Source organism: Stackebrandtia nassauensis DSM 44728 (assembly GCF_000024545.1).
GTDB lineage: Bacteria > Actinomycetota > Actinomycetes > Mycobacteriales > Micromonosporaceae > Stackebrandtia > Stackebrandtia nassauensis.
The window spans coordinates 2594059-2617258 of sequence record NC_013947.1; the positions used below are offsets into that span (position 1 = coordinate 2594059).

Here is a 23200-nt window from a genome sequence, read left to right on the forward strand (position 1 = left end):
GTCATGAGTGCCGTATCGGCTCGTCCCGAGGGCGTACCGGACCTGGACGTCGACAAGATCCGGGCTGACTTCCCGATCCTGTCGCGCCAGGTCAACGGCAAACCCCTGGTGTACCTGGATTCCGGCAACACCTCGCAGAAGCCGCGCGCGGTCATCGACGCGATGAGCTCCTTCGCCGAGCAGCACAACGCGAACATCGCCCGCGCGGTCCACACCCTGGGCACCGAGTCGACAACGGCCTACGAGGGCGCGCGCGCCAAGGTCGCGTCCTTCATCGGCGCGCCCAGCGTCGACGAGGTCGTGTTCGCCAAGAACTCGACCGAGGCGATCAACCTGGTCGCCTACTCGATGCTGGCCGCCAGCCTGGAACGCGGCGGCGACCCCAGGTTCAAGCTCGGCCCCGGCGACGAGGTCGTGATCTCCGAGATGGAGCATCACTCCAACATCGTCCCGTGGCAGCTGTTGTGCGAACGCACCGGCGCGACGCTGAAGTGGTTCGGCATCACCGACGCCGGTCGCCTCGACGAGTCGAACCTGGAAGAACTGGTCACCGAGCGCACCAAGATCGTGTCCTACGTGCACATGTCCAACATCCTGGGTACGGTCAACCCGGTCGCGCGGATCTCGCAGCGCGCCCGCGAGGTCGGCGCCCTGGTGATGCTGGACTGCTCGCAGTCGGTGCCGCACCTGCCGGTGAACGTCGCCGACCTGGGCGTGGACTTCATCGCCTTCACCGGACACAAGATGTGCGGCCCGACCGGCATCGGTGTCCTGTGGGGCAAGGGCGAACTGCTGTCGGTCATGCCGCCGTTCTTGGGCGGCGGCTCCATGATCGGCACCGTCACGATGGAGAAGTCGACCTTCGCCGCACCCCCGGCACGCTTCGAAGCCGGTACTCCGCCGATCATCGAGGCCGTGGGACTGGGCGCCGCCGTCGACTACCTGTCCAACCTGGACATGCGCGCCGTGCAGTGGCACGAGAAGGAACTGACCGCCTACGCACTGCCCAAACTGGAGACGGTTCCGGGCCTGCGCATCATCGGCCCGAGGGTCCCGGTGGGACGCGGCGGCTGTATCTCGTTTCACATGGAGGGCATCCACCCGCACGACGTCGGCCAGGTACTGGACTCCGAGGGCGTGCAGGCCCGGGTCGGCCACCACTGCGCCAAACCGGTGTGCGCCCGCTTCGGAATACCCGCCGCCACCCGGGTGTCGTTCTATGTCTACACGACCCAGGACGAGATCGACGCGCTCGTGGCCGGGCTGGAGAAGACACGGAAGGTGTTCGGTTGATGCTGGACGAGCTGTACCAGGAGGTCATCCTGGACCACTACCGCTCCCCGCACGGCAAGGGACTGCGGGAGCCGTTCGAGGGCGAGACGCACCACGTCAACCCGACGTGCGGCGACGAGATCACGCTGCGGGTACACCTCGACGGCGACACTGTCGCCGACGTGTCCTACGACAGCGTCGGCTGCTCGATCTCGCAGGCCTCGGCCAGCGTCCTGTACGACCTGGTCAACGGCAAGTCCGTGGACCAGGCGATGTTCGCGCTCGACGAGTTCTCCCGGCTGATGACCGGCAAGGGCGAGACCGAGCCCGACGAGGACGTCCTGGAGGACGCGGTGGCCTTCGCCGGGGTCTCGAAGTTCCCGGCCCGGGTCAAGTGCGCACTGCTGTCGTGGATGGCGTTCAAGGACGCCGCGATCCGCGCCGGAGCCAAGACCACAGCCGAGGCTACATCTGGAGAAGCCAATGACTGAAACCGAAACGACCGAGCCCGAGACGACCGAGCCCGCCGTCAAGACCAGCGACAAACCCAAGGCGTCGGTCGAGGACATCACCGAGGCGATGAAGGACGTCGTCGACCCGGAACTGGGCATCAACGTCGTCGACCTCGGTCTGCTGTACGGCGTTCACGTCGACGACGACCGGGTCGCCACCCTCGACATGACCCTGACCTCGGCGGCCTGTCCGCTGACCGACGTCATCGAGGACCAGACCCGCTCGGCCCTGACCACCGGCCCCGGCGGCGGTCTCGTCGACGACATCCGCATCAACTGGGTGTGGATCCCGCCATGGGGTCCCGACAAGATCACCGACGAGGGCCGCGACCAACTGCGGGCACTCGGCTTCAACGTCTGAGACTCACAACCGGGGTGCGACCACCTCGATGCTGTTGGTCCACACCATCCCGGTGAAGTCCTCGGGTATGCGACGGAGGGATTCGGCACTGTCGAATCCCTCCGAGTGCTCTCCGCTCCCGGCCACCAGCACCACCCGGGTGCCGACGCTGGCCATCCGCTCGCCGAAGCGGTGCGGCCAGCCCCACAGCCACGGCGCGTAGCTCTCGGGGATGTGCAGCTGGGTGTTGCGGCAGGACGCGGGCACCGTGCCGATCCAGCTGAGCCCCTCGTACCAGCCCAGGCACTCCATCATCAGCGCCTTCGACATCACCCGCAGCTTCGGCATCTTCTCCCGCAGCGCCGCGATCGGCTTGTCGCCCCCGTACACGGTGATGGCACGCAGTCGCTTGTCGCTGAGTGTGGACAGTCGTTTCGCGAGCAGTTCGCCCTCGGCGGGGTCGTCGCTCTTGATGTGCAGCAGCAGTTCCTGTGACCCGAACTCGTCGAACACCTCGTCCAGGGACGGCATCATGCCGACTCCCTTGCCCCGGAACGGGAAGGTCTTGCCGCCGTCGGCGGTGTAGCCGTAGCCGATGTCGAGCTTCCGCAGCTGCGCCATGGTGAGGTCGCGGGTCTTGCCGCTGGCTTCGGTGCGGCAGTCCAGTTCCCAGTCGTGGAACACCGCGAACTGGTCGTCCTTGGTCATCTGGACGTCCAGCTCAACCTGGTCGGCCCCGGCGTCGAAGGCCGCCTTCATGCTGCGGATGGTGTTCTCGAGGTAGTCGTGGCGGGGCTCGTTGATGCGTTCGGCGGTGCAGGTGTCGGAATCCACACCGGACATGTCGAAGGTCTGCGACATGCCGCGGTGCGCCAACAGCTGTGGAGCGTCGCCGCCGGGGAAGGCCAGCAGGGACGTGTTGTTGACGAAGACGAAACCGGCCAACAGCAGCAGCGCGATGCCGGTGATCTTCAGTTTCCGGAACCGGGGTTTGGTCGTCTTCGAAGCGGGGAGGCTGTCTTCGGACATTCGAGAAGCGTGCCACCCCAAGGGTGACACGCTTCGGCGGGTCGAACCTAGTAGGTCGTGGTGTCGCTCGGCTGCTCGTAACCTTCGAGTTCGCTGCTGTCGTCGCTACCGTCGACATCCATCCCGTCGTAGGTGGTGGTGTCGTCCGGGAGCGGCTCGTACCCGCCCGAGTCGCTGCCGTCGACATCCATCCCGTCGTAGGTGGTGGTGTCGTCGGCGACGTACGGTTCGGTGAGGTCGTCAGGCATGGTGGTCTCCCTGTGAGTTCTAGCTGGTCAGCGGGCTAACCCTAGCGAATGCCGCCCGCGCGGGCACGTAAACCGAACAAAACCGAACGGGCCCACGCCTGGACATCGTCGCCGGGTTTCGGAAGAGTGCGCGTAATGCAGAGACATCTCATCGTCACGGCAGCGGTCGTGCTCATCCTCGGCGCTTCGGTGACGACCGCTCTGGCCCTGCCCGGAGACGACGCCGACCGGTTGATCACCGGACCGGCCTCCGACCCGGCGGCCGAGAAGGTGGCCCGCGACGCGCTGGCGGACCTTCCCTCGGATGTGGTGGTGCGCATCGGTACCCGGCACACCGATGCGAAACTCGCCGCCGAGGGCTTCGAGATCCGCGTCGAGTCGGGCGAGATCCTGCTCGACGGCGCCGACGCGGCCGGTGTCTTCTACGGCGCGCAGGAGCTGCGGGAGCGCGCCCGCTCGGGCCGCCTGGACGACGGGGTGATCCGGCAGGAGCCGTCCATGCGCTACCGGGGCCTCATCGAGGGCTTCTACGGCACGCCGTGGACCCACGCTGAGCGGCTCGACCTGATGGACTACCTCGGCAGCCACCGGATGAACACCTACGCCTACGCGCCCAAGGACGACCCGTACCACCGGGAGAAGTGGCGCGAGCCCTACCCGGCCGACAAGCTCGCCGAACTGGGGGAGCTCGTCGAACGCGCCCAGGCCAACCACGTGGACTTCGCGTTCGCGCTGTCGCCGGGACTGTCGATCTGTTACACCTCCCAGGACGACTACGACGCCCTCATCGCGAAGTTCGACTCGCTGTACGACCTCGGGGTGCGGCAGTTCAACATCCCGCTGGACGACATCGACTACGACACCTGGCACTGCGACGGCGACGCCGAGGAGTACGGCAGCGGCCCGGCCGCCGCCGGACGGGCCCAGGCCGAACTGCTCACCCGGGTGCAGACCGAATGGGCCGCGAACAAGGACGGCGTCGCCCCGATGCAGATGGTGCCCACCGAGTACTTCGACAACGAGGACTCCCCGTACAAGGAAGCCCTGCGCGACATGCACTCCGACGTCGTCGTCATGTGGACCGGCGTCGGCGTGATCCCCACGACCATCACCCGCGAGCAGGCGGCGCGGGCCCGCGAGGTCTTCGGGCACGAGATCCTGATCTGGGACAACTACCCGGTCAACGACTACATCGCCGGACGGCTCCCGCTTGGCGCCTACACCGGACGCGAGAACGGCCTGTCGGCCGAGGTCAGCGGCGTCATCTCCAACCCGATGAACCAGCCCGAGGTCAGCAAGGTGGCGCTGTACTCCTTCGGCGAGTACGGCTGGGACGACGAGTCCTACCAGGCGGAGGAGTCGTGGGAGCGGGCGTTGTCCGAGGCTGCCGGGGGATCGGAGGAGGTCGTCGACGCCCTGCGGCGCTTCGCGGATCTCAACCAGTACGACGAGACCCTGCACCAGGAACCGGCTCCGGAACTGGCCGCCGCCCTGGACGCGTTCTGGGAGGCCTGGGACGCCGGGGACCACGACGCCGCCGCTGAGCGGTTCGACGCGGTGCTGGCCGACCTGGCCGCGGCGCCCGACGTGATCCGCGAGGGCGCGGCCGACCCGGCCTTCGCCGAACAGGCCAGGGCCTGGCTCGACGCGGCCGAACTGTGGGTCTCGGCGATGCGGCACTCGCTGACCGGCATGGTCCGGGAGGTCAACGGCGACCCCGAGGGCGCGTGCGAGGCGATCGCCGAGGCCACCTCGGATGTGGAGGCGGCCAAGGAGATCCGCGACGACCGCGAACCGCACTCCACGACCCACCCCCGTATCGCCGACGGCGTCGCCGACGCCTACATCGACGCCGCCGCCGGACACGCGGGCTGCGGCTGACCGCCCTGGGTCACGTCATTCGACGGTTGCAACCCGGAAGGCGCACAGCTCGGCGAGCAGCTCCCGGCAGTGCTCGCGCTCGGGTTCGCCGACGGCGTCCAGCAGCTCGGCGACCGTCGCCGGGGTGGCGTTCGCGTCGAGCCGGTCCAGCAGCGCGGTGATCGCCTTCGGCGACGGTCGGGCCGAGGCGGTGTGGCCGTTGCCCGAGCACAGCGCGGTGGCGTCGTCAGCCCGGGCCCACAGCACGGTCGCGCCGGGCGCGCGCCGCAGCCGGGTGGCGTCGGTCAGCTCCGGCCGGGGCACGGGATCGGGAACCGGACGGAAGCCCCCGGCGGTGTACCGGTTCAGGGTCACCGCCAGTCGGCGCTCACCCTCCCAGGACCGCTCCAGCAGGGACACCGCTTGGTCCATGCCCTGCCGCAGCGCGAGCGGGAGGCCGGTGGCGGCGTCGGCCGGATCGACGAAGGGATCGACGTCGATCGGCGGCATCCGGGTTTCCAGGTAAGCGTCGGGGTCGGTCAGGGCCGAGGCGGGAAGGTCGGTGAGCAGGTCGGTCATCTCGAACTCCACCCGGCGGCCCTCGCGCGGCACACCCACGTTGACGCTGGTCGCCGGTTCGCTGCCGACGGTCTCGCCGACGTGGAAGTGACTGGCGGGCCAGTACATCAGCTGACCGGGCCCGGCCTCGGCGGCGATCGAGGTGTCGAGGTAGCGCGCGTAGTCGAGGATGGTGCTGGCGTCGTGGGACCAGGGACGGTGGGGCCACATCCGCATCCGTTTGCGTCCGGACAGGACGTACATGAAAGTGCCGAACCGATCCTTGTGGACTCCCACCGGGGAGTGCTCGTAGTTTCCGTGGAACAGCGTGGTGATGGCGCTCGTCATCGGCAAACCGACCCGTTCCCACAGCGGATGGAAGAAGGCGCGCTGCCGGTCCCACATGTCGGGGTTGTGCGGATGGAACCCGGCGATGACCAGCGCGTGCCTCTCGCCGTCGAGCGCCGTGGTGACCCGCGCCGCGTAGGAGTCGAAGTCGGTGTCCGACGCGCACGGGACCCGGCCCCGCGCCGTCAGCAGTCGCCTGCCCTCGCAGGTCAGCCGGACGATGTCGGGGATGACGTCGGCGGCACCGGGTGCGCTGGCGGTGATCGCCGCGCTCAGCGCCTCCTCGGCGAGGAACGGTGCCCGCGGGACCCGGCGGTACAGAACCGGCGCCCGATCCCAGTACTTCTCGGCGAACACGTCCCAGTCGAGAGTGTCCTCGACGGCGACGGAGGTTTCGGTCATGGTGTCTCCTCGACGATCTCGATGGCACGCAGTTCGCGCAACCGGTCCAGCAGCGGCCCGGCGCCGTTGTCCTGGCCGTCGGCGTCCCGGCACAGTTCGGCCACCTCGACCGAATCGTTGCCGCGCAACCGATCCAGCACCAATCCCGGTGTCGGCCCGGCCACACTGAAGGCCATACCGTTGACCGCCCACAGTTGCTGGTCCGGTTCCTCGCCGGGCAGCACCAGCACCGGGACGCGCGCCCGCACCCGCTGTTCGAGACGCAGCGGTGGTGGTTCGGCGGGGTCGGGAACCGGATCGAGACCCGCCGCGCTGGCCCGGCCCGCCCACCACACCCGGCTGAGCCGTTCGGCCTCGGCGCGGTAGTCCGCGCGATGCGGAGGTCGTTGCGGGGCAACGGTTTCAGCGGGGAGCTTGAGTTCCTCGCCGTCTGTCGGTGGTGGGAAGGACAGTTCGGGCACCGGTTCGTCCAGTTCGGCGGCCTCGGCGGCGACGACCCGGCTGATCAGCCTCACCGCGTCGGCGGTGGGCAGTCGCCGGTCGACGGGGATCCGCAGCCGCAGCGACAGACTCGCCGTCGAGGAGCGCAGCGCGGCGGTTCCCGCCGCCGGAATCCGCACCACATCCCCTTCGGACAGTTCCTGCTCGGTTCCGTCGTCCAGCAGTGTTACGCGTCCGTCCAGCACGAACACCAGGTTCAGGTGGGACGCCTCGGATTCGCACAACCCGACGTCACCGGCGGCGACGATCAACTCGGAGGCCACCGGCAGGACGGGCATGCCCACGATCGACCACAGTGGCGTCAGTTGCTCGCGGACCCGGTGCCACAGCCGATAGTCGGTGAACAGCGGCTCGACGGCCCGCAGCCGCCAGTTCGCCGCCCGCGACGACAGCCGGTCCCGGTAGCCGTCGAGGTCGGAATCGCCGGACGACGGCAGCCGGTCACCCGGCGCGGATATCAGCTCGCCGTCGGCGTCGAAACTCACCGAGGGCAGCGCGTAGTGCCGCATTCCCCGCAGGTACGGCTCGCAGGCGGTGCGCAGCACCGTGAAGGCGAGCCCGGGGTCCACCGCCGGTCGCGCGTGCGATTCCACCGCGCAGCCGTGGTTCCAGTTCGCGGCGATTGTCGTCCAGGTCATGAGGCGGCTCCATCACTGTGGTTGGCGGGTCGGCGTCGCGGGGTCGAAACGGTCGCGTATCCGTCGCGTGTATTCGTCGAGACTGGACAGCCCCATCGCGGCCCGGGCGGCGTCGACGCCCTCCGGATCGGCCAGCGGGCAGGGCACCAGTTCGCCGTCGCGGCGTTCGAACTTCGTGCCGTAACGCTGCGGGACTCCCTCGGCCAGGCACAGCGAATCGGTCACGTAGGCCACATCCGGCAGCTCGGCCCGGCCGTCGAGGGCGGCGGCCTCCAGTTCTCGCAGGCAGCGACGCCGGAACTCAAGCGCCCCGTCGACGTGCTGCAACAGCCGGACGGCCCCGGCGGCGGCCTCGGTGCCGACCATCTCGGCCGTCGGCCAGCCGTGTTCGTCCACAACGGTCTCCAGCCACGCGATGGCCTCGGCGCCCAGTTCCGACAGTTGCGCCTCCAGCTCGGTGTCCGACCGGCCACCATCCACCCAGGACGATCGCAGCACCGCGTCGGCGTCGTCGATGCGGCACAGCCGTTCGGCGATCTCGTCGAGCGGTTCGGGTTCGGTGAGCTCGGCGACCTTGACGCGATTGGTCTCGGCGTCCCAGGAGTAGATCAGCCGGGCGTCGAATTCCGGCCAGTCGACGGCGACTTCGCTGGCGCCGACACGAACCCCGGCGGCGCGAGGCAAAGCCGGTGTCGCGGCGTAGTCCAGCGCACCCCGAAGCGTCATGCCCAGCCCGCCCAGGTCCCAGTCGGCGACCGGCGGCCACTCGGTCGCCAGCTGGTCATCGGTCAGCTTGGGATCGTCGACCGGTCCATCGATGGTGGACATTCGATCGTCACCGATGGCGGCGAAGTAGTACGGCACGTCACCGGCATCGAGCTGGCCGCGCTCGGACTCGGCGAGATCGGACGGCAGCGGTGCGTTCGCCAGCAGCCGATCGGCCAGCGTCGTGTAGTAGTCACCGGTGTCGCGGGGCAGCACCCGGGCGAACACGCCGTCGCGGTGCTCACGCGCGAACGCGCCGATCTCGTCCCGGTCCCGGCACAGGACCGCCCACAGGTCGAAGGCGCCGCGTACGAAGTGCGGCAGGTAGGGGCCGTAACCGAACCGACCGGCGGCATCGGACACGACGGTGTCGGTGACGCTTCTCGCCCAGGACCGCCGCGACCGCACCAGCTCCAGGCCCTCGTCGGTCTGCCGGAAACAGACCGGCAAGGCGTCCACGCCACACAGTCGCGGCCGGTTCTCGAAGCCGACATGGTGGTGCGGACCGGATTCGGCGGTCAGGCCGGTCTGGAACAGATGGTCGACCGGCCGCCCGAACACCTCAACATCCACAATGTAATGGCGCGTTCCGGTTTCGCCCGCGCGCCGTCCGGCCAGCAGGTTCCCATCGATCAGGTCCGCGATACCGAAGGCCATGGCCGCAGCGACAAGGGCCCCGGCGCGACTCCACAACTCGGGACAGTCCGACTCCGCCACGACCGGCCCGGACACCGTCAGGCCGTGTTCGCGGTGGATCGGCCGCCGGGGTGCGGCTTCGATCCATTCCTGCCACAACCGACTGTCGACGCCCTCGCCGCGCCGCTGACACCGCAGCGTCGGCAACTCGATCTCGGGGCGGTTCGTCAACCGGTTGAGCAGCGCGAACACCGAGTCCGGGACTTCGCCTCCGGTGTCGGCGGTCAGGAACAGCGCCTCGCCGCACGCCGGACGGGCCTTGTACGCCACCGCCGTCCCGTCGGCACTGACCAGCCGCAGCACCCGGCGACCGGCGTTGTGCGTCTCGTCGCCATGCGCGGTCAGCTCCACGATGCGACCGGACGCCCCAAAGTACCGATCCAGATCCCCGCGCCACTCGGTGCACAGCCGGGCCAGGAACACATCGAGGTGCGTCAGCCAGTCGGCGATCCGGCGGCGGCAGAACGCGTCCAGGTCCGGCAGCCTGTCGGCCGCGCACACCGTGAACAGCTCGGTGAAGACCGCGCCGAACAGCCCGTCGTTGTCGAGGCTCAGCACCTCCGGGTCGATGACATCGGCGTTTCGGGCACCTGCCCGCTCGCACCAACGGGTCGCGGCATCCAGGGCGTCCACCAGCGGAGCGAACGCCGGAGCCGACAACGCGGCGGCCAACACCGTCGCGTCGGCTTCCCCCGACAACCGCCGGACCTGTGACACGTGGGTCCCGACCTCGGCGGCCACCGGCGGGAACAGCCCGCCCCGGCGGCCGTGTGACACCGCCTCGACGACCTGGTTCGCGGTGGCGCCCAACGGGTTCGCCGAACCCGGCGCGGGCCGCCAGCTGAGATTGTCCATATCGCTCCTATGGCCGCCGGTATCCGTCACGGCGGGGGAGAGGTCCCTTCCCGGGAGGCGGAGAGGTTGTTCGTCCCGGGAAGGGACGGTTCACTACGGAGCGCAGTAAGCGGCGGCGGTGCAGGTGGCGCGCGACGGCTTCGTCGCGGGACGCTTGCGTTCGACGGCGCCCAGCATCGACTCCAGCTTGGCCTTGTTCGACTGCTTCACGTTGTCCTCCAGTCGGGTGGGATCAGACGCAGTAGATGCGCGTGCAGCTCGATTTCGCGGGCTTGGTCGCGGGAACCCTGCGCTCGACGGCGCCGAGCATCGACTCCAGCTTCGCCTTGGACTTCTTCTTCTCCATCGGAACCTCCGGGGTTGGTTTCGGGAAGTTCGGTAACGGCTACCGATGCGGCGAAGCCTAACTTCCACCGGGGGTGTTCGGGAGTGGCACTTTGGAGCCGCGATCGGCGCGAGTCTACAAGGGGCTTATTGGGATCGGCGTTGGCGCAACGCCAGCGCGCGGCGGGTCCGTCGTCGGGGTCAGGCCGTTTCGGCTGCTCGAATCCGCGCCAGCACCCGGTCGGCCACCGAGCGCAGGGTGTCGATCTCCTCATCGGACAGATGGTCGACGAAGTATCGCCGCACCGCCGCGACGTGGCCGGGAGCGGCCATCTCGATGGCCTCGCGTCCGGCCGGGGTCAGGCGGGCCATGGTGCCCCGGGCGTCCTCGTCGCAGTCCTCGCGCACGATCAGGCCCCGCTGTTCCATGCGGCGCAGCTGGTGGGCCAGGCGGCTGCGGTCCCATTTGGCCTCGGTGCGCAGTTCCCGGGCTCGCAGTCGGCCGTCGGGGGACTCCGACAGCGGCACCAGGATCGCGTAGTCCGCGCCCGACAGGCCGGAGTCCCGGGCGAGTTCGCGATCCAGTGCGGAGGTCAGGTCGATGTGCATCTGGCGCCAGGTGCGCCACAGGCACTGTTCGCGGTCATCCAGCCAGCGGGGGTCGGTCATGATCACCACCATATCCGGTTTGTTGACACATCAGCAAATCTTCGCTAACATTGCTGACACGTCAGCAAAATGCTGGGATTTCACGAGGAGGACCCATGAACACCACCGCCATCGACCCGACGCTGTCCGGCACCTACGTCGTCGACCCGACCCACAGCCGCTTCGGCTTCGTGGCCCGCCACGCCATGGTCACCAAGGTCCGCGGCAGCTTCCCCGAGTTCGAGGCCACCGGCTTCCTGAACACCGACGACCCCACCAGCTCGACCGCCGAGGTGACCCTCCAGGTCGCCAGCGTCGACACCGGCAACGAACAGCGCGACGGCCACCTGCGCACCAACGACTTCTTCGACGCGCCCAACCACCCGCAGATCACCTTCCGCAGCACCAGCGTGGAGGACAGGGGCGACAACGAGTACCGCCTCAACGGCGACCTGACCATCAAGGGCGTCACCAAGCCCATCTCGGTCGACCTGGAGTACACAGGCACCGCCCTCGACCCCTACGGCAACCGCCGCATCGGCCTTGAGGGAACCGCCACCCTCAACCGCCGCGACTTCGGTGTCAACTTCCAGGCCGCGCTCGAGACCGGCGGCGTCCTGGTGTCGGACAAGATCAACCTCGAGTTCGACATCTCCGCCATCCAGCAGAAGCCCGAGTAGGCCCCCATCGCACGGGCGTGGTGGTGCGCGGGCACCGGGAGGGGAGTCCGCGCACACCACCACCCAACGGATATCGTCAACCGACCGTCCGTGGCGAAAGGCTGAACGTTGTCCACCAACCGTCCGGCCGCAGGCGGCGGCCGCGAGATCATCGTCACCGTGCAGCGGTTCGGCAAGTGGATCGACGGTTTCGACACCCGCCACACCGTCACCGGCGCCACCCTCGGCCTGTCGGGCCTGCGCGTCACCGCCGAGGACGGGAGCCTCGCCGTGTGCGAGCTCCCGCTGTGGGGCGGCGGACCCTCCACCCCACCCGAAGGCGACACCCGCGACCTCATCGACGCCTTCGCCGAACAGGCACTCAAGCCCTACCGGGTCGGCGTCCTGTTGGCCCGCCGCCGCGGCTTCGCCGTCGGCGTGTTCACCGGCGACCGACTCACCGAATCCAAAGTCGACTCAAGCTACGTCCAAAGCCGCACGGCAGCCGGAGGCTGGTCCCAACAGCGCTACGCCCGCCGCCGGGGCAACCAGGCCGCCCACGCCGCCGGAAAAGCCGCCGACACCGTCCACCGCCTCCTCGCCACCAACATCGACGACCTCGCCGCCGTGGTCACCGCGGGCGACCGCGCCGCCGTCGACGCGATCCTCGCCGACCCACGCCTGGCGGTCCTGACCGACAAACTCGCCCCACCCCACATCGGCGACATCGGCGAACCCAAACTGGCGACCCTGAAGGAACTGCCCAAGAAGTTCTGGACCGTCCGCATCCACCTCACCGAACCGCCAGACTGAGCACAGTAGAGACGCGACGGACGCGGCTATCGTGTACTGATGTCCTCAATGAACTTTCGCCACGCTGTTCGCGCGATCATCCTCGACGAGCGTGACCGGGTCCTGTTGTGCCGGTTCGTCGTTCCCGATCCGCCGGGGACGATGACCGTGTGGGTGGCTCCCGGCGGTGGTGTCGATCCCGGTGAGACCCGGCAGCAGGCGCTGCGACGGGAACTGATGGAGGAGGTCGGGCTGGCGTTGGAGACCGATCCGCCGCTCGTGTGGAACCAGAAGACCGCCGGGCCGGAGTACACGCCCGGGTACGACGGCACCATCAACGACTATTACCTGGTCCGGGCGAGCGCTTTCGATCCGCGCGGCACCTTCACCGACGAGCAGCTCGCCGCCGAGAACATCGCCGGGTGGCGCTGGTGGCCGCTGGGCGACATCGTGGAGCACGACGGCGCCGACCTGTTCTCGCCCCGGGATCTGGCGACGCCGTTGGCGGCTCTCATCGCCGACGGGGTGCCCGCGCGTCCGGTGTCGCTGGGTTTGTAGGCGTTGTCACGGTGACGGGGTTCATGGGTTGCGGCCCCCGTGCTCGTGGGCGACGGAGAGCTTGCTCCAATGAGGAAGCGAAAGGGGCAGCCCATGAACGCCACCATCGTGTGCACCTCGGTGTCACACGGCAACACCATGAGGATCGCCGAGACCATGGGCCAGGTGCTGCGGGCCCGGGTCGTCGACCCGGAACAGGTCGATCCCGCCGACCTGTCCGGCAGTGACCTCGTGGGGTTCGGGTCGGGGATCTTCAACATGAACTTCCATCCCCGGCTGCGAGACTTCATCGAATCGCTGCCGACAGTGGACGGCCAGGCGGCGTTTGTGTTCGCCACCAGTGGACTGCCCGAACCGCCGTTCAAGCGCTACACCCGCGACCTCGCGCGGGCGTTGGAGCGCAAGGGTTATGACGTCGTCGACACCTTCATCTGCCGTGGCTACGACACCTGGTTTCCGTTCCGGATCGTCGGGGGTGTCGCCAAGGGGCGGCCGACCGCCGCCGAACTGGACGCCGCCCGCCAGTTCGCCGAACGGCTGCGCCCCGCTGGGTGACGTTCGACTCAGGCGGGACCGCCGCTGACGCGTTTGCCGGGGGCGAAGGCGTCGAGGACGTGGGCCAGACGGCGGATGTCGTCCGCCTCGCAGTCGAGCCGGATCAGGTAGCGCTTGCCCCGGATGCCGGGTCCGGGCGGTGTGGTGTTGACGATCAGGGAACCCAGCAGGCTCGCCGACTCCTTGGCGGCCTTGACCGGGAACACCTCGACGAACGGCGGCCGGGCCAGCTCGGTGGGCACCGTCGTGGACTGCCATTCCTCGACCACCGACACCGCCTGGACCTGGGACCATTCCAGGCCCTCCACGACCCGGTTGCCGCGTGCCAGCCACACGCCGTCGGGGGTGAGGGCGATGCGGCGGGAGGCGAAGCGGTGCGGCCAGCGGAACGCGATGGTGTCGCGGACGGGTCGCCACAGTGCGGCGATGAACACCACCCAGCACAGCAGCCCGAGGGCTCCGGCCTTGGCGCGGTCGCCGAAGGACGGCGGGGCCTTGGTGCCCGCGTCGTTGACGACGAACGGGATGTCGGTGCCGAAGAATGCGTAGGCGATCGGCAGGGTCAGCAGGGCCACGCCGATGGCGAGCACGACGAGCATCAGGGGCAGGACGAACCATCCGGTGGTGCCGGGGGAGGCACGGCGCAGCCGGATCCGGTGGATGCGGGCGGCGACGGCCCGCTCGTCCAGGCGCCGGGGACGGCGAGGCGGTTGACGGTTCACGATCGCCAAGGTTACGTGTGCCTCCCGAGACACGAAGCGGGCGCCGTCCGTAGTGGACGACGCCCGCGCTGTCGTTGTGTTATCCGATGGCACCCGTCGCGATGGCGATGATGCCGATGAACGTCGAGATCGCGGTGAGTCCGACGTGCATCCCGATCGACACCCGGATGTCCTTGGTCTTCCAGACCAGCCACGGGCCCGGGAAGAAGAAGATGATCCGGGAGATGACCACCCACGGCGACCACAGGTGGTAGATCGAGAACAGGACCGTGCTGAGCACCGGCGCTCCCCAGCCCAGGTGGGCCAGACGGGGCATCAGGAAGCCGCGGAAGTAGATCTCCTCGATGAGCGGCAGCGAGACCCCGGTCAGCAGGAACGAGATCAGCATCGTGGTGAGCAGTACCGACTGCGAGTACCCGTCGAGGTAGGCGGTGGCGCTGCCACCGGCGCCCTGGAACGGCACCCAGGTGAAGAAGTTCTCGTAGATGACGTTGTCGAACGGTATGAGCGCCGTCGACACCACCGCGAACCACAGGAAGGCCGGAATGGCGAACGCGGCGAGCTTCCCGCGTGACAGCGGTTTGTCGGTGTATTGCAGGACCCCGCGCGTCGAGAACCGGCCGGTCTGCTTGCGGCCCAACCACATCAGACCCAGCTGGAGCGGGAACAGGACCAGGCACAGTGCCAGCGACCAGCCCAGGAACGGCGGGTAGTCGATGACCTTGGTGAACGGTTCGGTGATGTAGAGATAGGCCGCGACGATCAGGGCGCCGGGGACGAGGTGCAGGGCGATGGACAGGGGCAGGGAGTGGCGGTCGGCCAGGAGCCGGGCGGCCAGTCCTTTGGGCTTGGTGGTGGTTTCCATGTCGACGACGATCACATCGGCCTCGGCCATGGCCCTGACACCGCACTGACACCGGCGCTGACACGAAAAGTCCCCACCGGCATGGGGGGAAAGCCGGTGGGGACTGTTCCGCCGTGCGTACCCCACGGCGGAAGGGGATTGGCTTGTTAGAGCTCGACGCCCTTCTTCTCGAGGTAGGCCGCCGGGTCGACGGGTTCACCGTCCACATGCACTTCGAAGTGGAGGTGCGGCCCGGTGATGTCGCCGGTGGAACCGGCCAGGCCGATCACGTCACCGGCCGAGACCTTGTCGCCGACCTGCACCGACAGCTGCGAGTGGTGCCCGTACAGCGTCTCGACGCCGTTGCCGTGGTCGATCGTCACCGACAGGCCGTAGCCGCCGTTGGAACCGGCCTGCACCACGGTGCCGTCGGCGGCGGCGAAGTTCTCGTCACCCTCCTCGGCGGCGAAGTCGAGGCCGTTGTGCATCTCGCCGCCGCGCCAGCCGCGCGGGCCGAAGACGTCGCTGATGCCGTCGGCCGAGGGCACCACCCACGAGGGCTGCTGCTTCTCGGCGTCGTTGGCCTTGGGTTTGTCCTTCGTCTCCTCCGGCTTGGCCGAGCTGGAGTCCTCCTCGCTCGGCGTCGGCTCGGGTTCGATGCTCGGGTCCGATTCCGGTTTCGCGTCGGTCGACTCCTCGGCCACGGCCGGGGCGTCGTCGTGCGGTGGGGCCGCGCTGGCGGCGGTCAGGCCGGTGCCCAGCACAGTGGCGGTCGCCAGGGCCGCGAAGACGGTACGCGTCAGGAACGGGTGCCGGTGGCGGCCGAGGTATCGGGACGGTTTCTTGGGATGAGGGGTATCCATAGCCCGCGACAAGCTACCGGGTGGTAAACCGGGCATTACCAGGATGAACAGGGCAGTTATCGGCACGGCTTCACGTCAGTCACGGGATTGTGACTGCGCCGCCTACCCGCCCGGGGCCGATCGGCCGAGCCGGGGTGGGGTGTGAGGTCGCTGATATCGGATCGCGCGGAGGGATACCCGGCGTCTATGATTGCCGCATGCTCCACCGCTGCGAAGACTGAGTGCTCCGTGCCGACCATGAGCTTTCCGCCGAGACGGGATGACCGTCACTGACGATCACCGCGGAAACCGGGTCGGTTGATTCGCGCACGTCCGAGCACAGTCTTCCCTCTTCCGCGAAAGCGAGCCATTCCCGATGATCTCCGTTACCGGACTCGAACTTCGTGCCGGTTCCCGAATCCTGCTGTCCGACATCAACCTGCGGGTGCAGCCCGGCGACCGTATCGGCCTGGTGGGCCGCAACGGGGCCGGAAAGACCACCACCCTGAAGTCGATGGCGGGCGAGAACCAGCCCTACGCCGGGTCGATCGATCGCAAGGGCCCGTTCGGGTACCTGCCGCAGGACCCCCGCACCGGCGACCTGGACACCTCGGCGCGCGACCGGGTGCTGTCCGCGCGGGGCCTGGACGCGATGTTGTCCGAGATGAACAAGCTGCAGGCGAAACTGTCCGAGACCGCCGACGACGCCGAACGCGACAAGCTGGTGCGCCGCTACGGCAACCTGGAGGACCGGTTCTCCAGCATGGGCGGCTACGCCGCCGAGTCCGAGGCCGCCCGGATCTGTTCCAACCTGGGACTAGAGGACCGGATCCTGCACCAGACGCTGGGCACCCTGTCGGGTGGCCAGCGGCGCCGGGTGGAGCTGGCGCGGATCCTGTTCGCCGACACCGCCGACGGCAACAGCACGCTGCTCTTGGACGAGCCCACCAACCACCTGGACGCTGACTCCATCACCTGGCTGCGCTCCTACCTGTCGGCGCACAAGGGCGGACTGATCGTGATCAGCCACGACGCCGAACTGCTGGAGGCCGTCGTCAACAAGGTCTGGTACCTCGACGCCAACCGCGCCACCGTCGACCAGTACAACCTGGGCTGGAAGGCATACCTCAAACAGCGCGAGGACGACGAGCACCGGCGCCGCCGGGAACGCTCCAACGCCGAACGCAAGGCCAACGCCCTGTCGGCGCAGGCCGCCAAGATGGGCGCCAAGGCCACCAAGGCGGTCGCGGCCAAGAACATGCAGCGCCGCGCCGACAAGCTGATGGCCGACCTGGAGGACGTCCGGGTGGGGGACAAGGTCGCCAAGGTGCGGCTGCCGCAACCCGCGCCGTGCGGCAAGACGCCGCTGACCGCGACCGGACTGTCCAAATCCTACGGTTCACTGGAGATCTTCGTCGACGTGGACGTCGCCGTCGACAAGGGATCGCGAGTGGTGATCCTGGGACTCAACGGCGCCGGCAAGACCACGCTGCTGCGGATGATGGCCGGGATGCTGGAACCCGACACCGGCGCGGTCGAGGCCGGACACGGCCTGCGGATCGGCTACTACGCGCAGGAACACGAGACCCTGGACGTCGAGCGCACGGTGCTGGAACTGATGCGCACCGCCGCCTCCAAGGCCGGTGGCAACCAGACCGACACCGAACTGCGCAAGATCCTGGGCGCGTTCCTGTTCTCCGGTGAGGACGTCGACAAACCCGCGGGTGTGCTGTCGGGCGGCGAGAAGACCCGGCTGGCACTGGCCACCCTGGTCACCTCGGGCGCCAACGTGCTGCTGCTCGACGAGCCGACCAACAACCTCGACCCGGCCAGCCGGGAACAGGTGCTGGACGCGATCTCCGGCTTCCCCGGCGCCATCGTGCTGGTCACCCACGACCCGGGCGCGGTGCGGGCACTGCGGCCGGAGCGGGCGATCCTGCTGCCCGACGGCGACGAGGACCTGTGGAGCGACGACCTGATGGAACTCGTCGAACTGGCCTGAGCCGAAAGCGTGGCTCCCCCGAGCGGGGGAGTCGCGCCACTCCGGCAGGCGAGGCACCCGGCGCCGATCCGGCGAAGTCTTGCGGCATGACCACAGATGTGTACCCGAACCGCACCGGCAAGCTCGCGCTCGGCTGGGGGATCGTCGCGGCGTTGGCCGTGGCCGTCTCCTGGGGACGCGGCATCGCGATGGACCTGATGATCGCCGCGCTCTCGGTGGTGGAGTTCTTCGGCGGCGACGACGTCCTGGAGTTCGAGTTCGACTGGATCGGCGGCCCGCTGCGGGCGCTGGGCACGGTGGCGATGGCCGTGCTGGCCTGGCGGGTGGTGCGCTATCAGCGCGTGTCCAAGGGCGCTTGTGGACGGTGCGGACGCGACGGGACGCCCGGCCGCGACTGGCGTTCGCTGGCGAAATGGGCGGCCTGGTTGACCGTGCTGCCCGCCATCGGTTACGCGGCCCTCAAGCTGTACTGGGGTTTCGGCGGTATGGGCGGCCTGGCCGATGAGAACCTGTTCGGTGACGTCAAACCGTGGAGCCCCGGCTTCGCCGACACCGCCGTCATGGCCGCGATCGGCGTCGGGGTCGCGCTGGCCATGGCCTACCGCCTCCCCCGGCTGCCGCGCTGGCTGCTGCTGACCCCCGCGATCATCGGCTGCCTCATGCTGCTGCCGGTCTCCGTCATCGGCATGGCGGGCAACTTCACCGGCGCCAACGACTTCGGCCCGTTGGGCGGACTGGAGCCGTGGGTGACCTGGTTCGTCTACGGCTGCTTCGCGGTGTGGGCACCGTGCCTGACCGCCGTCACGCTCGAATACCACTACGGCACCCGCGGTACCTGTCGTGCCTGCGGACGCGGCTGACCAATGTGCCAGGATCGCGGGATGACGGTGTTCCGCCCGCTGACCAGCCTGTCCACCTATCGGGGGTGGATGTGGCTGGTCCTGGGCGGCGCCATGCTGATGCCGTACATGATGGCCGCCGAAGTCATGCGCATGCTCGTCATCGGTGAGTCCGACTTCGGTTCGACGCTCATCACCGCCCAGCTGCCCGCGTTCGTGGCGATGCTGCCGGTCATCGCGGTCACGGCGCTGGTGCTGCCGGTGCGGTTGCTGTCGGCGATCCCGGCCCGCAGCCTGCTGGGCGTCGCGATCCCGGTGGCCGCCAGCATCCGCGACTGGGACCGCCGGGCCCGCGACGCCGCCTGGTTCACCCTCCACCTCGGACTCGGCGGACTGGTCAGCGGCATCACGCTGGCCGTGATCCCGTTCGCGGGCTTCATCACGGTGCTGCCGCTGGTGTCCAGCCGTAACGAACTCATCGGCAAGTACTTCACCGTCCACTGGGAAGCCTGGTGGGGACTGGTGCTCGGCCCGCTGATGCTGCTGGCCCTGGTGTACCTGGCCTGGTTCACCACCTGGCTGGTGCGGTGGCTCGCGCCCCGGCTGCTGGGCGCCACCGCCGCCGAGAAGCTCGCCGAGACCCGTGCCCGGGCCGCCAACCTGGCCGCCCGCAACCGCATCGCCCGCGAACTGCACGACTCCGTCGGGCACGCCCTGTCGGTGGTGACGGTGCAGTCGGCGGCGGCCGGACGGGTCATCGACTCCAACCCCGAGTTCGCGCGCCGCGCCATGTCATCGATCGAGGAGACCGCCCGCCGCGCTCTGGAGGAACTGGACACGGTGCTGGGCATCCTGCGCGAGGACGGACCCGCCGACACCGAACCCGCGCGCGGCCTGGACGCCCTGTCCGCGCTCGTCGCGTCCTCCGGCATCGACGCGTCGGTCGAGGTCGACGCCGATCTGGCCGCGCTGCCGCCGCTGGTGTCCCGCGAGGGCTACCGCATCGTCCAGGAGAGCCTCACCAACGCGCTGCGCTACGGCCCCGACCGCACCGCCACGGTGCGGATCACCACCACCCACAACGGACTGCGGGTCCGCGTCACCAACCCGATCGCGCCCAGCGCCGCCCCGCCCCGCGAGGGGCGCGGCATCATCGGCATGCGCGAACGCGTGACCGTGCTGGGCGGAACGCTGTCGGCCGGGCCCCGCGACGGTCGATGGGTCGTGACCGCCGAGCTGCCTATCGGGCAGGCCGACGCCGCCGCTTCCTGACCTTCGGAATGGACAGCCACCAGCGCCAGCGACCGATGACGAGGATGGCGGTGAAGAACGCGGGGATGGAGAGCAGGAGCAGGGTCGCGTTGACCGGGATGTTGCCCTTGCTCGCGGTCGACATGTGCGCGGTGACGTAGACGTCGGGATCGTCCGGCTCGATCCACACCGCGAGCTCCTTGTCGTGGCGGCAGTTCTCGCAGCGGAAGTTCAGCACGTACGTTTCGCCGCGATACTCGTAGGTCGCCAGCATGTCGCTTTCATATCGGCGACCCACCTTCACTTCACCGACATACTCCAGTTCCGCGGTCAGTTTCACACCGTCACGGCGCAGCCCGTCCTCGGCGGCGGCCACGCCCGCCTCCGACCAGATGAGGTGGACGGGGAACGTGATCAGAATGCTCATGGCCACCAGCATCAGGACCGCTCCGGTGATGGCCCGGGGCCGAGCTGGCCGACCGGAGTCGGTGGTGCGTTCGCTGAGGGGCTTTCGTTGGGGCACAACGCCAGTCTGGCAGCGGATTCGGGTCCGCACGGCCGTACGAAAGTCCCGTTCGGCAGGCCGCTTGCTGCCATCGAGCGGCGGCCGGACGTGCCGGTCGGCCCGGACCCGCGCACGACAGGCCCTAGAGTCTCGAACGTGAACCTTCGCGTACTGCTGGCCGACGACGAGGCGCTGATCCGGGCGGGCCTGGCCGCCATCATCGACGCCGAGGCGGACCTGGAGGTCGTCGCCGAGGCCGCCGACGGTGTGGACGCGGTCGCGCTGACCAAACGCCACCGGCCCGACGTCGTCCTCATGGACGTTCGCATGCCCAACGTGGACGGTATCGAGGCCACCCGGCAGATCCTGCGGATCCCGGAACTGTCGCCCAAGATCATCGTCGTGACCACCTTCGACAACGACGACTACGTCTACGAGGCCTTGCGCGCCGGTGCCAACGGTTTCCTGCTCAAACGCACGCCACCCGACGACCTGCTGGCCGGGATCCGGGTGGTGGCGCGCGGCGACGCGCTGTTGTTCCCCGCCGCGGTGCGGCGGCTGGCCGCCGGGCACACCGGACGGTCCACACTCGATGCCGCCGGTCTGACCGAGCGGGAGGCCGAGGTGCTGCGGCTGATGGCGCGCGGCCTGTCCAACGCCGAGATCGCCGCGCGGCTGTTCCTCAGCGCCGAGACCGTCAAGACCCACGTCGCCAAGATCCTGGCCAAGCTGCGGGTCCGCGACCGCACCCAGGCCGTCATCAAGGCCTACGAGGCCGGGTTCGTGTCGGCGTCGGGCTGAGACGCCCTTCCCACCCGGGGACGAGACCGTCTCATCCCCGCGGATGATCCCCGCGCCCGTCACGGCGAGACCGTCCCCACCCGGGGGCGGAGCCGGGATTTCGTCCGCTGGCCGGACGGAACGGGTCCCCAGTGGCCATAACGTTCATGGCGTACCCGATGAATGCCATACCCGGAGGGCGACAATGACTTCTCTCGAAACGACGACCAAACGGCCCGGCCCCGTCAGCGCCGCCGTCAACATCCAGTACTTCCTGATCGCGTTGGGCGTGCTGTCGGCGATCTTCGCCGCCGTCAACGGCGACAAGATCAACGCCGCGGCCAAGGCCGAACTGGAGCGACTCGACGCGTCGAAGCTCCAGATCGACGCCATGGCCAACATCGGCGGCAGCGGCGCCCTCGGCCTGGTGATCGCCGCCGTGTCCACCGTGGTGTTCCTGCTGCTGACGATCATGGTCGCCAAGGGCAAGCAGTGGGCCCGGGTCACCACCTGGGTACTGTCGGGCCTGGGGCTGGTGTTCTCGCTGCTGGGTCTGCTGGGCACGCTCGCGCTCAGCGCCGACGACAAGCTCGCCAAGGCCACCGAGGCCGGTATGGAGGCCGCGGGCTCCTGGTACGGGCCCTGGCAGACCGCTTACCTGGTCCTCAGTGTCCTGGGTGGACTCGCTGTGATCATCCTGCTGGCGCTGCCCGCCGCCCACCCGTTCTTCCGCAAGGCGCAGCCCGAGGCCGTGCTGCCGCCGGAGGCTTACACGAACAGCTAGCCGTTTCTCGAAGGGAACCGCGGCGCCGTCAGCGATGACGGCGCCGCGAACTCGTGCGCCGCCCGGGTCATCAGGCCACGGCGGCCGAACGCGCCCGGAAGGTGCTGCGGTACGCGGCGGGGGACACCCCGAGCTCGGCGTGGAAGTGCAGCCGCAGCGAGGTGGCGGTGCCGAAGCCGCAGTCACGGGCGACGCGGTCGGTGGTCAGGTCGCTGGTCTCCAGCAGTTCCCGGGCGGCGTCGACGCGTTGCTGGATCAGCCACTGCGAGGGGCTGGCGCCGACCTCGGCCCGGAACCGCCGGGTGAAGGTGCGGCGGCTCATCCGCGCGTGCCCCGCCAGGTCGTCCAGGGTCAGTGGCTGGCCCAGTCGCTCCAGTGCCCAGGCCCGGGTCGCCGTCGTGGACGAGTCCGTCGCGACCGGCACCGGCCGCTCGATGAACTGCGCCTGACCGCCGTCGCGCCACGGCGGGACGACACAGCGCCGGGCGGCGTTGCTGGCGGCGGCGCTGCCGTGGTCGCGACGCACGATGTGCAGGCACAGGTCGATCGCCGCGCCCGCCCCCGCCGAGGTGAGGACGTCGCCGTCGTCGACGAACAGGACGCCGGGGTCGAGGTCGACGTCGGGGTAGAGCCCCTGGAAGTGCTCGGCGGCGACCCAGTGCGTGGTGGCCGGACGGTGGTCCAGCAGTCCGGCGGCGGCCAGAACATAAGCGGCCGTGCACAACGAGACGATCCGGGTCCCCGGCCGGATACGCGCCAGCGCCGCGGCCACCGGTTCGGGCAGCGTCCCGTCGATGCCGAACGGGTACGGGTCACCGTGCGGAGGCACGATCACGGTGTCGGCTTCGGCCAGTATGGACGCGTCATGGTCGACGGTGAGGCTGTAGTCGGCGTTGGTGCGCACCGGGGCGCCGTCGACCGAGCAGGTCACCACCTCGTACGGCGAGGGCTCATCGTCGGGGGTCATCGCCCGGAAGACCCGGGCCGGGATGCCCAGGTCGAAGGGGTACACGTCGTCCAGGGCCAGAACCGCCACCTTGTGCCGCTCGATCATGGCCCAATCTTTACACA

Annotated in this window: 24 protein-coding genes; 13 read left to right on the plus strand and 11 right to left on the minus strand. The window is 69.1% G+C overall.

The features are described 5' to 3' along the window. Positions 1–3: 3 nt before the first annotated feature. The 3 genes from SNAS_RS12060 to SNAS_RS12070 are packed head-to-tail and all read left to right on the plus strand — an operon-like array spanning position 4 to position 2145. Positions 4–1293 carry a cysteine desulfurase gene (locus SNAS_RS12060; RefSeq protein WP_013017700.1) on the plus strand — a complete coding sequence of 430 codons (1290 nt, stop codon included), beginning with the start codon at positions 4–6 and terminating at the stop codon, positions 1291–1293. Then, entirely contained in the window at positions 1293–1763 is a 471-nt protein-coding gene (gene sufU, locus SNAS_RS12065) for a Fe-S cluster assembly sulfur transfer protein SufU (protein WP_013017701.1), read from the plus strand. The genes SNAS_RS12060 and sufU overlap by 1 nt, the downstream gene beginning before the upstream one ends. Then, positions 1756–2145: a metal-sulfur cluster assembly factor gene (locus SNAS_RS12070; RefSeq protein WP_013017702.1), complete on the plus strand. Its 390-nt coding sequence runs from the start codon at positions 1756–1758 to the stop codon at positions 2143–2145. The genes sufU and SNAS_RS12070 overlap by 8 nt, the downstream gene beginning before the upstream one ends. Positions 2146–2148: 3 nt before the next feature. On the opposite strand, the gene SNAS_RS12075 is transcribed toward SNAS_RS12070, so the two are convergent. Together SNAS_RS12075 and SNAS_RS12080 are read right to left on the minus strand one after the other, a co-directional pair. After that, positions 2149–3153: a glycerophosphodiester phosphodiesterase family protein gene (locus SNAS_RS12075; RefSeq protein ID WP_013017703.1), complete on the minus strand. Its 1005-nt coding sequence runs from the start codon at positions 3151–3153 to the stop codon at positions 2149–2151. Between the two features lie 47 nt (positions 3154–3200). Then, a complete protein-coding gene (locus tag SNAS_RS12080) occupies positions 3201–3401 on the minus strand; it encodes a hypothetical protein (protein ID WP_013017704.1) in 201 nt (66 codons plus the stop codon). A 135-nt stretch (positions 3402–3536) separates the two neighbouring features. On the opposite strand from SNAS_RS12080, the gene SNAS_RS12085 reads away from it, so the two are divergent. Next, entirely contained in the window at positions 3537–5282 is a 1746-nt protein-coding gene (locus SNAS_RS12085) for a protein O-GlcNAcase (protein WP_013017705.1), read from the plus strand. 15 nt (positions 5283–5297) lie between these two features. Here SNAS_RS12085 and SNAS_RS12090 read toward each other — a convergent pair whose 3' ends face one another. The 4 genes from SNAS_RS12090 to SNAS_RS12105 all read right to left on the minus strand — a co-directional run bounded on the left by SNAS_RS12090 (position 5298) and on the right by SNAS_RS12105 (position 11017). Further along, the gene (locus SNAS_RS12090; protein WP_013017706.1) at positions 5298–6569 is read right to left on the minus strand and encodes a cupin domain-containing protein; all 1272 of its coding nucleotides are present in this window, start codon (positions 6567–6569) and stop codon (positions 5298–5300) included. After that, the gene (locus SNAS_RS12095; protein WP_013017707.1) at positions 6566–7708 is read right to left on the minus strand and encodes a cupin domain-containing protein; all 1143 of its coding nucleotides are present in this window, start codon (positions 7706–7708) and stop codon (positions 6566–6568) included. Before SNAS_RS12095 ends, SNAS_RS12090 begins: the two co-directional genes overlap by 4 nt. Before the next feature lie 12 nt (positions 7709–7720). Then, the gene (locus SNAS_RS12100; RefSeq protein ID WP_013017708.1) at positions 7721–10024 is read right to left on the minus strand and encodes a DUF6624 domain-containing protein; all 2304 of its coding nucleotides are present in this window, start codon (positions 10022–10024) and stop codon (positions 7721–7723) included. A gap of 525 nt (positions 10025–10549) precedes the next feature. Continuing rightward, on the minus strand, positions 10550–11017 hold the full coding sequence (locus SNAS_RS12105) for a MarR family winged helix-turn-helix transcriptional regulator (RefSeq protein WP_041625979.1): 468 nt from the start codon (positions 11015–11017) through the stop codon (positions 10550–10552). Between the two features lie 95 nt (positions 11018–11112). Between SNAS_RS12105 and SNAS_RS12110 the strand changes: the two genes are divergently transcribed. The 4 genes from SNAS_RS12110 to SNAS_RS12125 all read left to right on the plus strand — a co-directional run bounded on the left by SNAS_RS12110 (position 11113) and on the right by SNAS_RS12125 (position 13560). Beyond that, on the plus strand, positions 11113–11676 hold the full coding sequence (locus SNAS_RS12110; protein WP_013017712.1) for a YceI family protein: 564 nt from the start codon (positions 11113–11115) through the stop codon (positions 11674–11676). 108 nt (positions 11677–11784) lie between these two features. Further along, positions 11785–12468 (plus strand): acVLRF1 family peptidyl-tRNA hydrolase, encoded by a 684-nt coding sequence (locus SNAS_RS12115; protein ID WP_013017713.1) that lies wholly within the window; start codon positions 11785–11787, stop codon positions 12466–12468. A 39-nt stretch (positions 12469–12507) separates the two neighbouring features. Beyond that, positions 12508–13005 carry an NUDIX hydrolase gene (locus SNAS_RS12120; protein WP_013017714.1) on the plus strand — a complete coding sequence of 166 codons (498 nt, stop codon included), beginning with the start codon at positions 12508–12510 and terminating at the stop codon, positions 13003–13005. Positions 13006–13098: 93 nt separating this feature from the next. Then, positions 13099–13560: a flavodoxin family protein gene (locus SNAS_RS12125; RefSeq protein ID WP_041624803.1), complete on the plus strand. Its 462-nt coding sequence runs from the start codon at positions 13099–13101 to the stop codon at positions 13558–13560. A gap of 8 nt (positions 13561–13568) precedes the next feature. On the opposite strand, the gene SNAS_RS12130 is transcribed toward SNAS_RS12125, so the two are convergent. The 3 genes from SNAS_RS12130 to SNAS_RS12140 form a co-directional block, all read right to left on the minus strand. Further along, positions 13569–14282: a hypothetical protein gene (locus SNAS_RS12130; protein WP_144300467.1), complete on the minus strand. Its 714-nt coding sequence runs from the start codon at positions 14280–14282 to the stop codon at positions 13569–13571. A 79-nt stretch (positions 14283–14361) separates the two neighbouring features. Then, positions 14362–15177 carry a CPBP family intramembrane glutamic endopeptidase gene (locus SNAS_RS12135; RefSeq protein ID WP_211207379.1) on the minus strand — a complete coding sequence of 272 codons (816 nt, stop codon included), beginning with the start codon at positions 15175–15177 and terminating at the stop codon, positions 14362–14364. 116 nt (positions 15178–15293) lie between these two features. Beyond that, positions 15294–15989, minus strand: coding sequence for a M23 family metallopeptidase (locus SNAS_RS12140; RefSeq protein ID WP_013017718.1), 696 nt, complete (start codon positions 15987–15989; stop codon positions 15294–15296). Between the two features lie 355 nt (positions 15990–16344). Here SNAS_RS12140 and SNAS_RS12145 point away from each other — a divergent pair, with 355 nt between their 5' ends. The 3 genes from SNAS_RS12145 (at position 16345) to SNAS_RS12155 (ending at position 20081) form a co-directional block, all read left to right on the plus strand. Continuing rightward, complete coding sequence (locus SNAS_RS12145; RefSeq protein WP_013017719.1) at positions 16345–17970, plus strand: ABC-F family ATP-binding cassette domain-containing protein; 1626 nt, start codon at positions 16345–16347, stop codon at positions 17968–17970. 86 nt (positions 17971–18056) lie between these two features. Beyond that, positions 18057–18830, plus strand: a complete 774-nt coding sequence (locus SNAS_RS12150) for a hypothetical protein (protein WP_013017720.1) — start codon at positions 18057–18059, stop codon at positions 18828–18830. A gap of 21 nt (positions 18831–18851) precedes the next feature. Beyond that, positions 18852–20081, plus strand: coding sequence for a sensor histidine kinase (locus tag SNAS_RS12155; protein ID WP_013017721.1), 1230 nt, complete (start codon positions 18852–18854; stop codon positions 20079–20081). On the opposite strand, the gene SNAS_RS12160 is transcribed toward SNAS_RS12155, so the two are convergent. Beyond that, positions 20050–20583: a hypothetical protein gene (locus tag SNAS_RS12160; RefSeq protein WP_144300468.1), complete on the minus strand. Its 534-nt coding sequence runs from the start codon at positions 20581–20583 to the stop codon at positions 20050–20052. The two genes, SNAS_RS12155 and SNAS_RS12160, sit on opposite strands and share 32 nt — an antisense overlap. Positions 20584–20721: 138 nt before the next feature. On the opposite strand from SNAS_RS12160, the gene SNAS_RS12165 reads away from it, so the two are divergent. Both SNAS_RS12165 and SNAS_RS12170 read left to right on the plus strand, forming a co-directional pair. Further along, positions 20722–21366, plus strand: coding sequence for a response regulator (locus tag SNAS_RS12165; protein ID WP_013017723.1), 645 nt, complete (start codon positions 20722–20724; stop codon positions 21364–21366). A 184-nt stretch (positions 21367–21550) separates the two neighbouring features. After that, entirely contained in the window at positions 21551–22129 is a 579-nt protein-coding gene (locus tag SNAS_RS12170; RefSeq protein WP_013017724.1) for a hypothetical protein, read from the plus strand. A 70-nt stretch (positions 22130–22199) separates the two neighbouring features. Here the strand turns inward: SNAS_RS12170 and SNAS_RS12175 are convergent, their stop codons facing one another. After that, positions 22200–23183 carry a GlxA family transcriptional regulator gene (locus SNAS_RS12175; protein ID WP_013017725.1) on the minus strand — a complete coding sequence of 328 codons (984 nt, stop codon included), beginning with the start codon at positions 23181–23183 and terminating at the stop codon, positions 22200–22202. Positions 23184–23200 lie beyond the last annotated feature (17 nt).

Coding starts and splice junctions, on each gene's coding strand:
- SNAS_RS12070 (WP_013017702.1), top strand. CDS start 1,756: ATGACTGAAACCGAAACGACCGAGCCCGAGACGACCGAGCCCGCCGTC.
- SNAS_RS12145 (WP_013017719.1), top strand. CDS start 16,345: ATGATCTCCGTTACCGGACTCGAACTTCGTGCCGGTTCCCGAATCCTG.
- SNAS_RS12080 (WP_013017704.1), bottom strand. CDS start 3,401: ATGCCTGACGACCTCACCGAACCGTACGTCGCCGACGACACCACCACC.
- SNAS_RS12150 (WP_013017720.1), top strand. CDS start 18,057: ATGACCACAGATGTGTACCCGAACCGCACCGGCAAGCTCGCGCTCGGC.
- SNAS_RS12170 (WP_013017724.1), top strand. CDS start 21,551: ATGACTTCTCTCGAAACGACGACCAAACGGCCCGGCCCCGTCAGCGCC.
- SNAS_RS12175 (WP_013017725.1), bottom strand. CDS start 23,183: ATGATCGAGCGGCACAAGGTGGCGGTTCTGGCCCTGGACGACGTGTAC.
- SNAS_RS12135 (WP_211207379.1), bottom strand. CDS start 15,177: ATGGCCGAGGCCGATGTGATCGTCGTCGACATGGAAACCACCACCAAG.
- SNAS_RS12085 (WP_013017705.1), top strand. CDS start 3,537: ATGCAGAGACATCTCATCGTCACGGCAGCGGTCGTGCTCATCCTCGGC.
- SNAS_RS12155 (WP_013017721.1), top strand. CDS start 18,852: ATGACGGTGTTCCGCCCGCTGACCAGCCTGTCCACCTATCGGGGGTGG.
- SNAS_RS12110 (WP_013017712.1), top strand. CDS start 11,113: ATGAACACCACCGCCATCGACCCGACGCTGTCCGGCACCTACGTCGTC.
- SNAS_RS12125 (WP_041624803.1), top strand. CDS start 13,099: ATGAACGCCACCATCGTGTGCACCTCGGTGTCACACGGCAACACCATG.
- SNAS_RS12075 (WP_013017703.1), bottom strand. CDS start 3,153: ATGTCCGAAGACAGCCTCCCCGCTTCGAAGACGACCAAACCCCGGTTC.
- SNAS_RS12140 (WP_013017718.1), bottom strand. CDS start 15,989: ATGGATACCCCTCATCCCAAGAAACCGTCCCGATACCTCGGCCGCCAC.
- sufU (WP_013017701.1), top strand. CDS start 1,293: ATGCTGGACGAGCTGTACCAGGAGGTCATCCTGGACCACTACCGCTCC.
- SNAS_RS12105 (WP_041625979.1), bottom strand. CDS start 11,017: ATGACCGACCCCCGCTGGCTGGATGACCGCGAACAGTGCCTGTGGCGC.
- SNAS_RS12060 (WP_013017700.1), top strand. CDS start 4: ATGAGTGCCGTATCGGCTCGTCCCGAGGGCGTACCGGACCTGGACGTC.
- SNAS_RS12120 (WP_013017714.1), top strand. CDS start 12,508: ATGTCCTCAATGAACTTTCGCCACGCTGTTCGCGCGATCATCCTCGAC.
- SNAS_RS12095 (WP_013017707.1), bottom strand. CDS start 7,708: ATGACCTGGACGACAATCGCCGCGAACTGGAACCACGGCTGCGCGGTG.
- SNAS_RS12100 (WP_013017708.1), bottom strand. CDS start 10,024: ATGGACAATCTCAGCTGGCGGCCCGCGCCGGGTTCGGCGAACCCGTTG.
- SNAS_RS12090 (WP_013017706.1), bottom strand. CDS start 6,569: ATGACCGAAACCTCCGTCGCCGTCGAGGACACTCTCGACTGGGACGTG.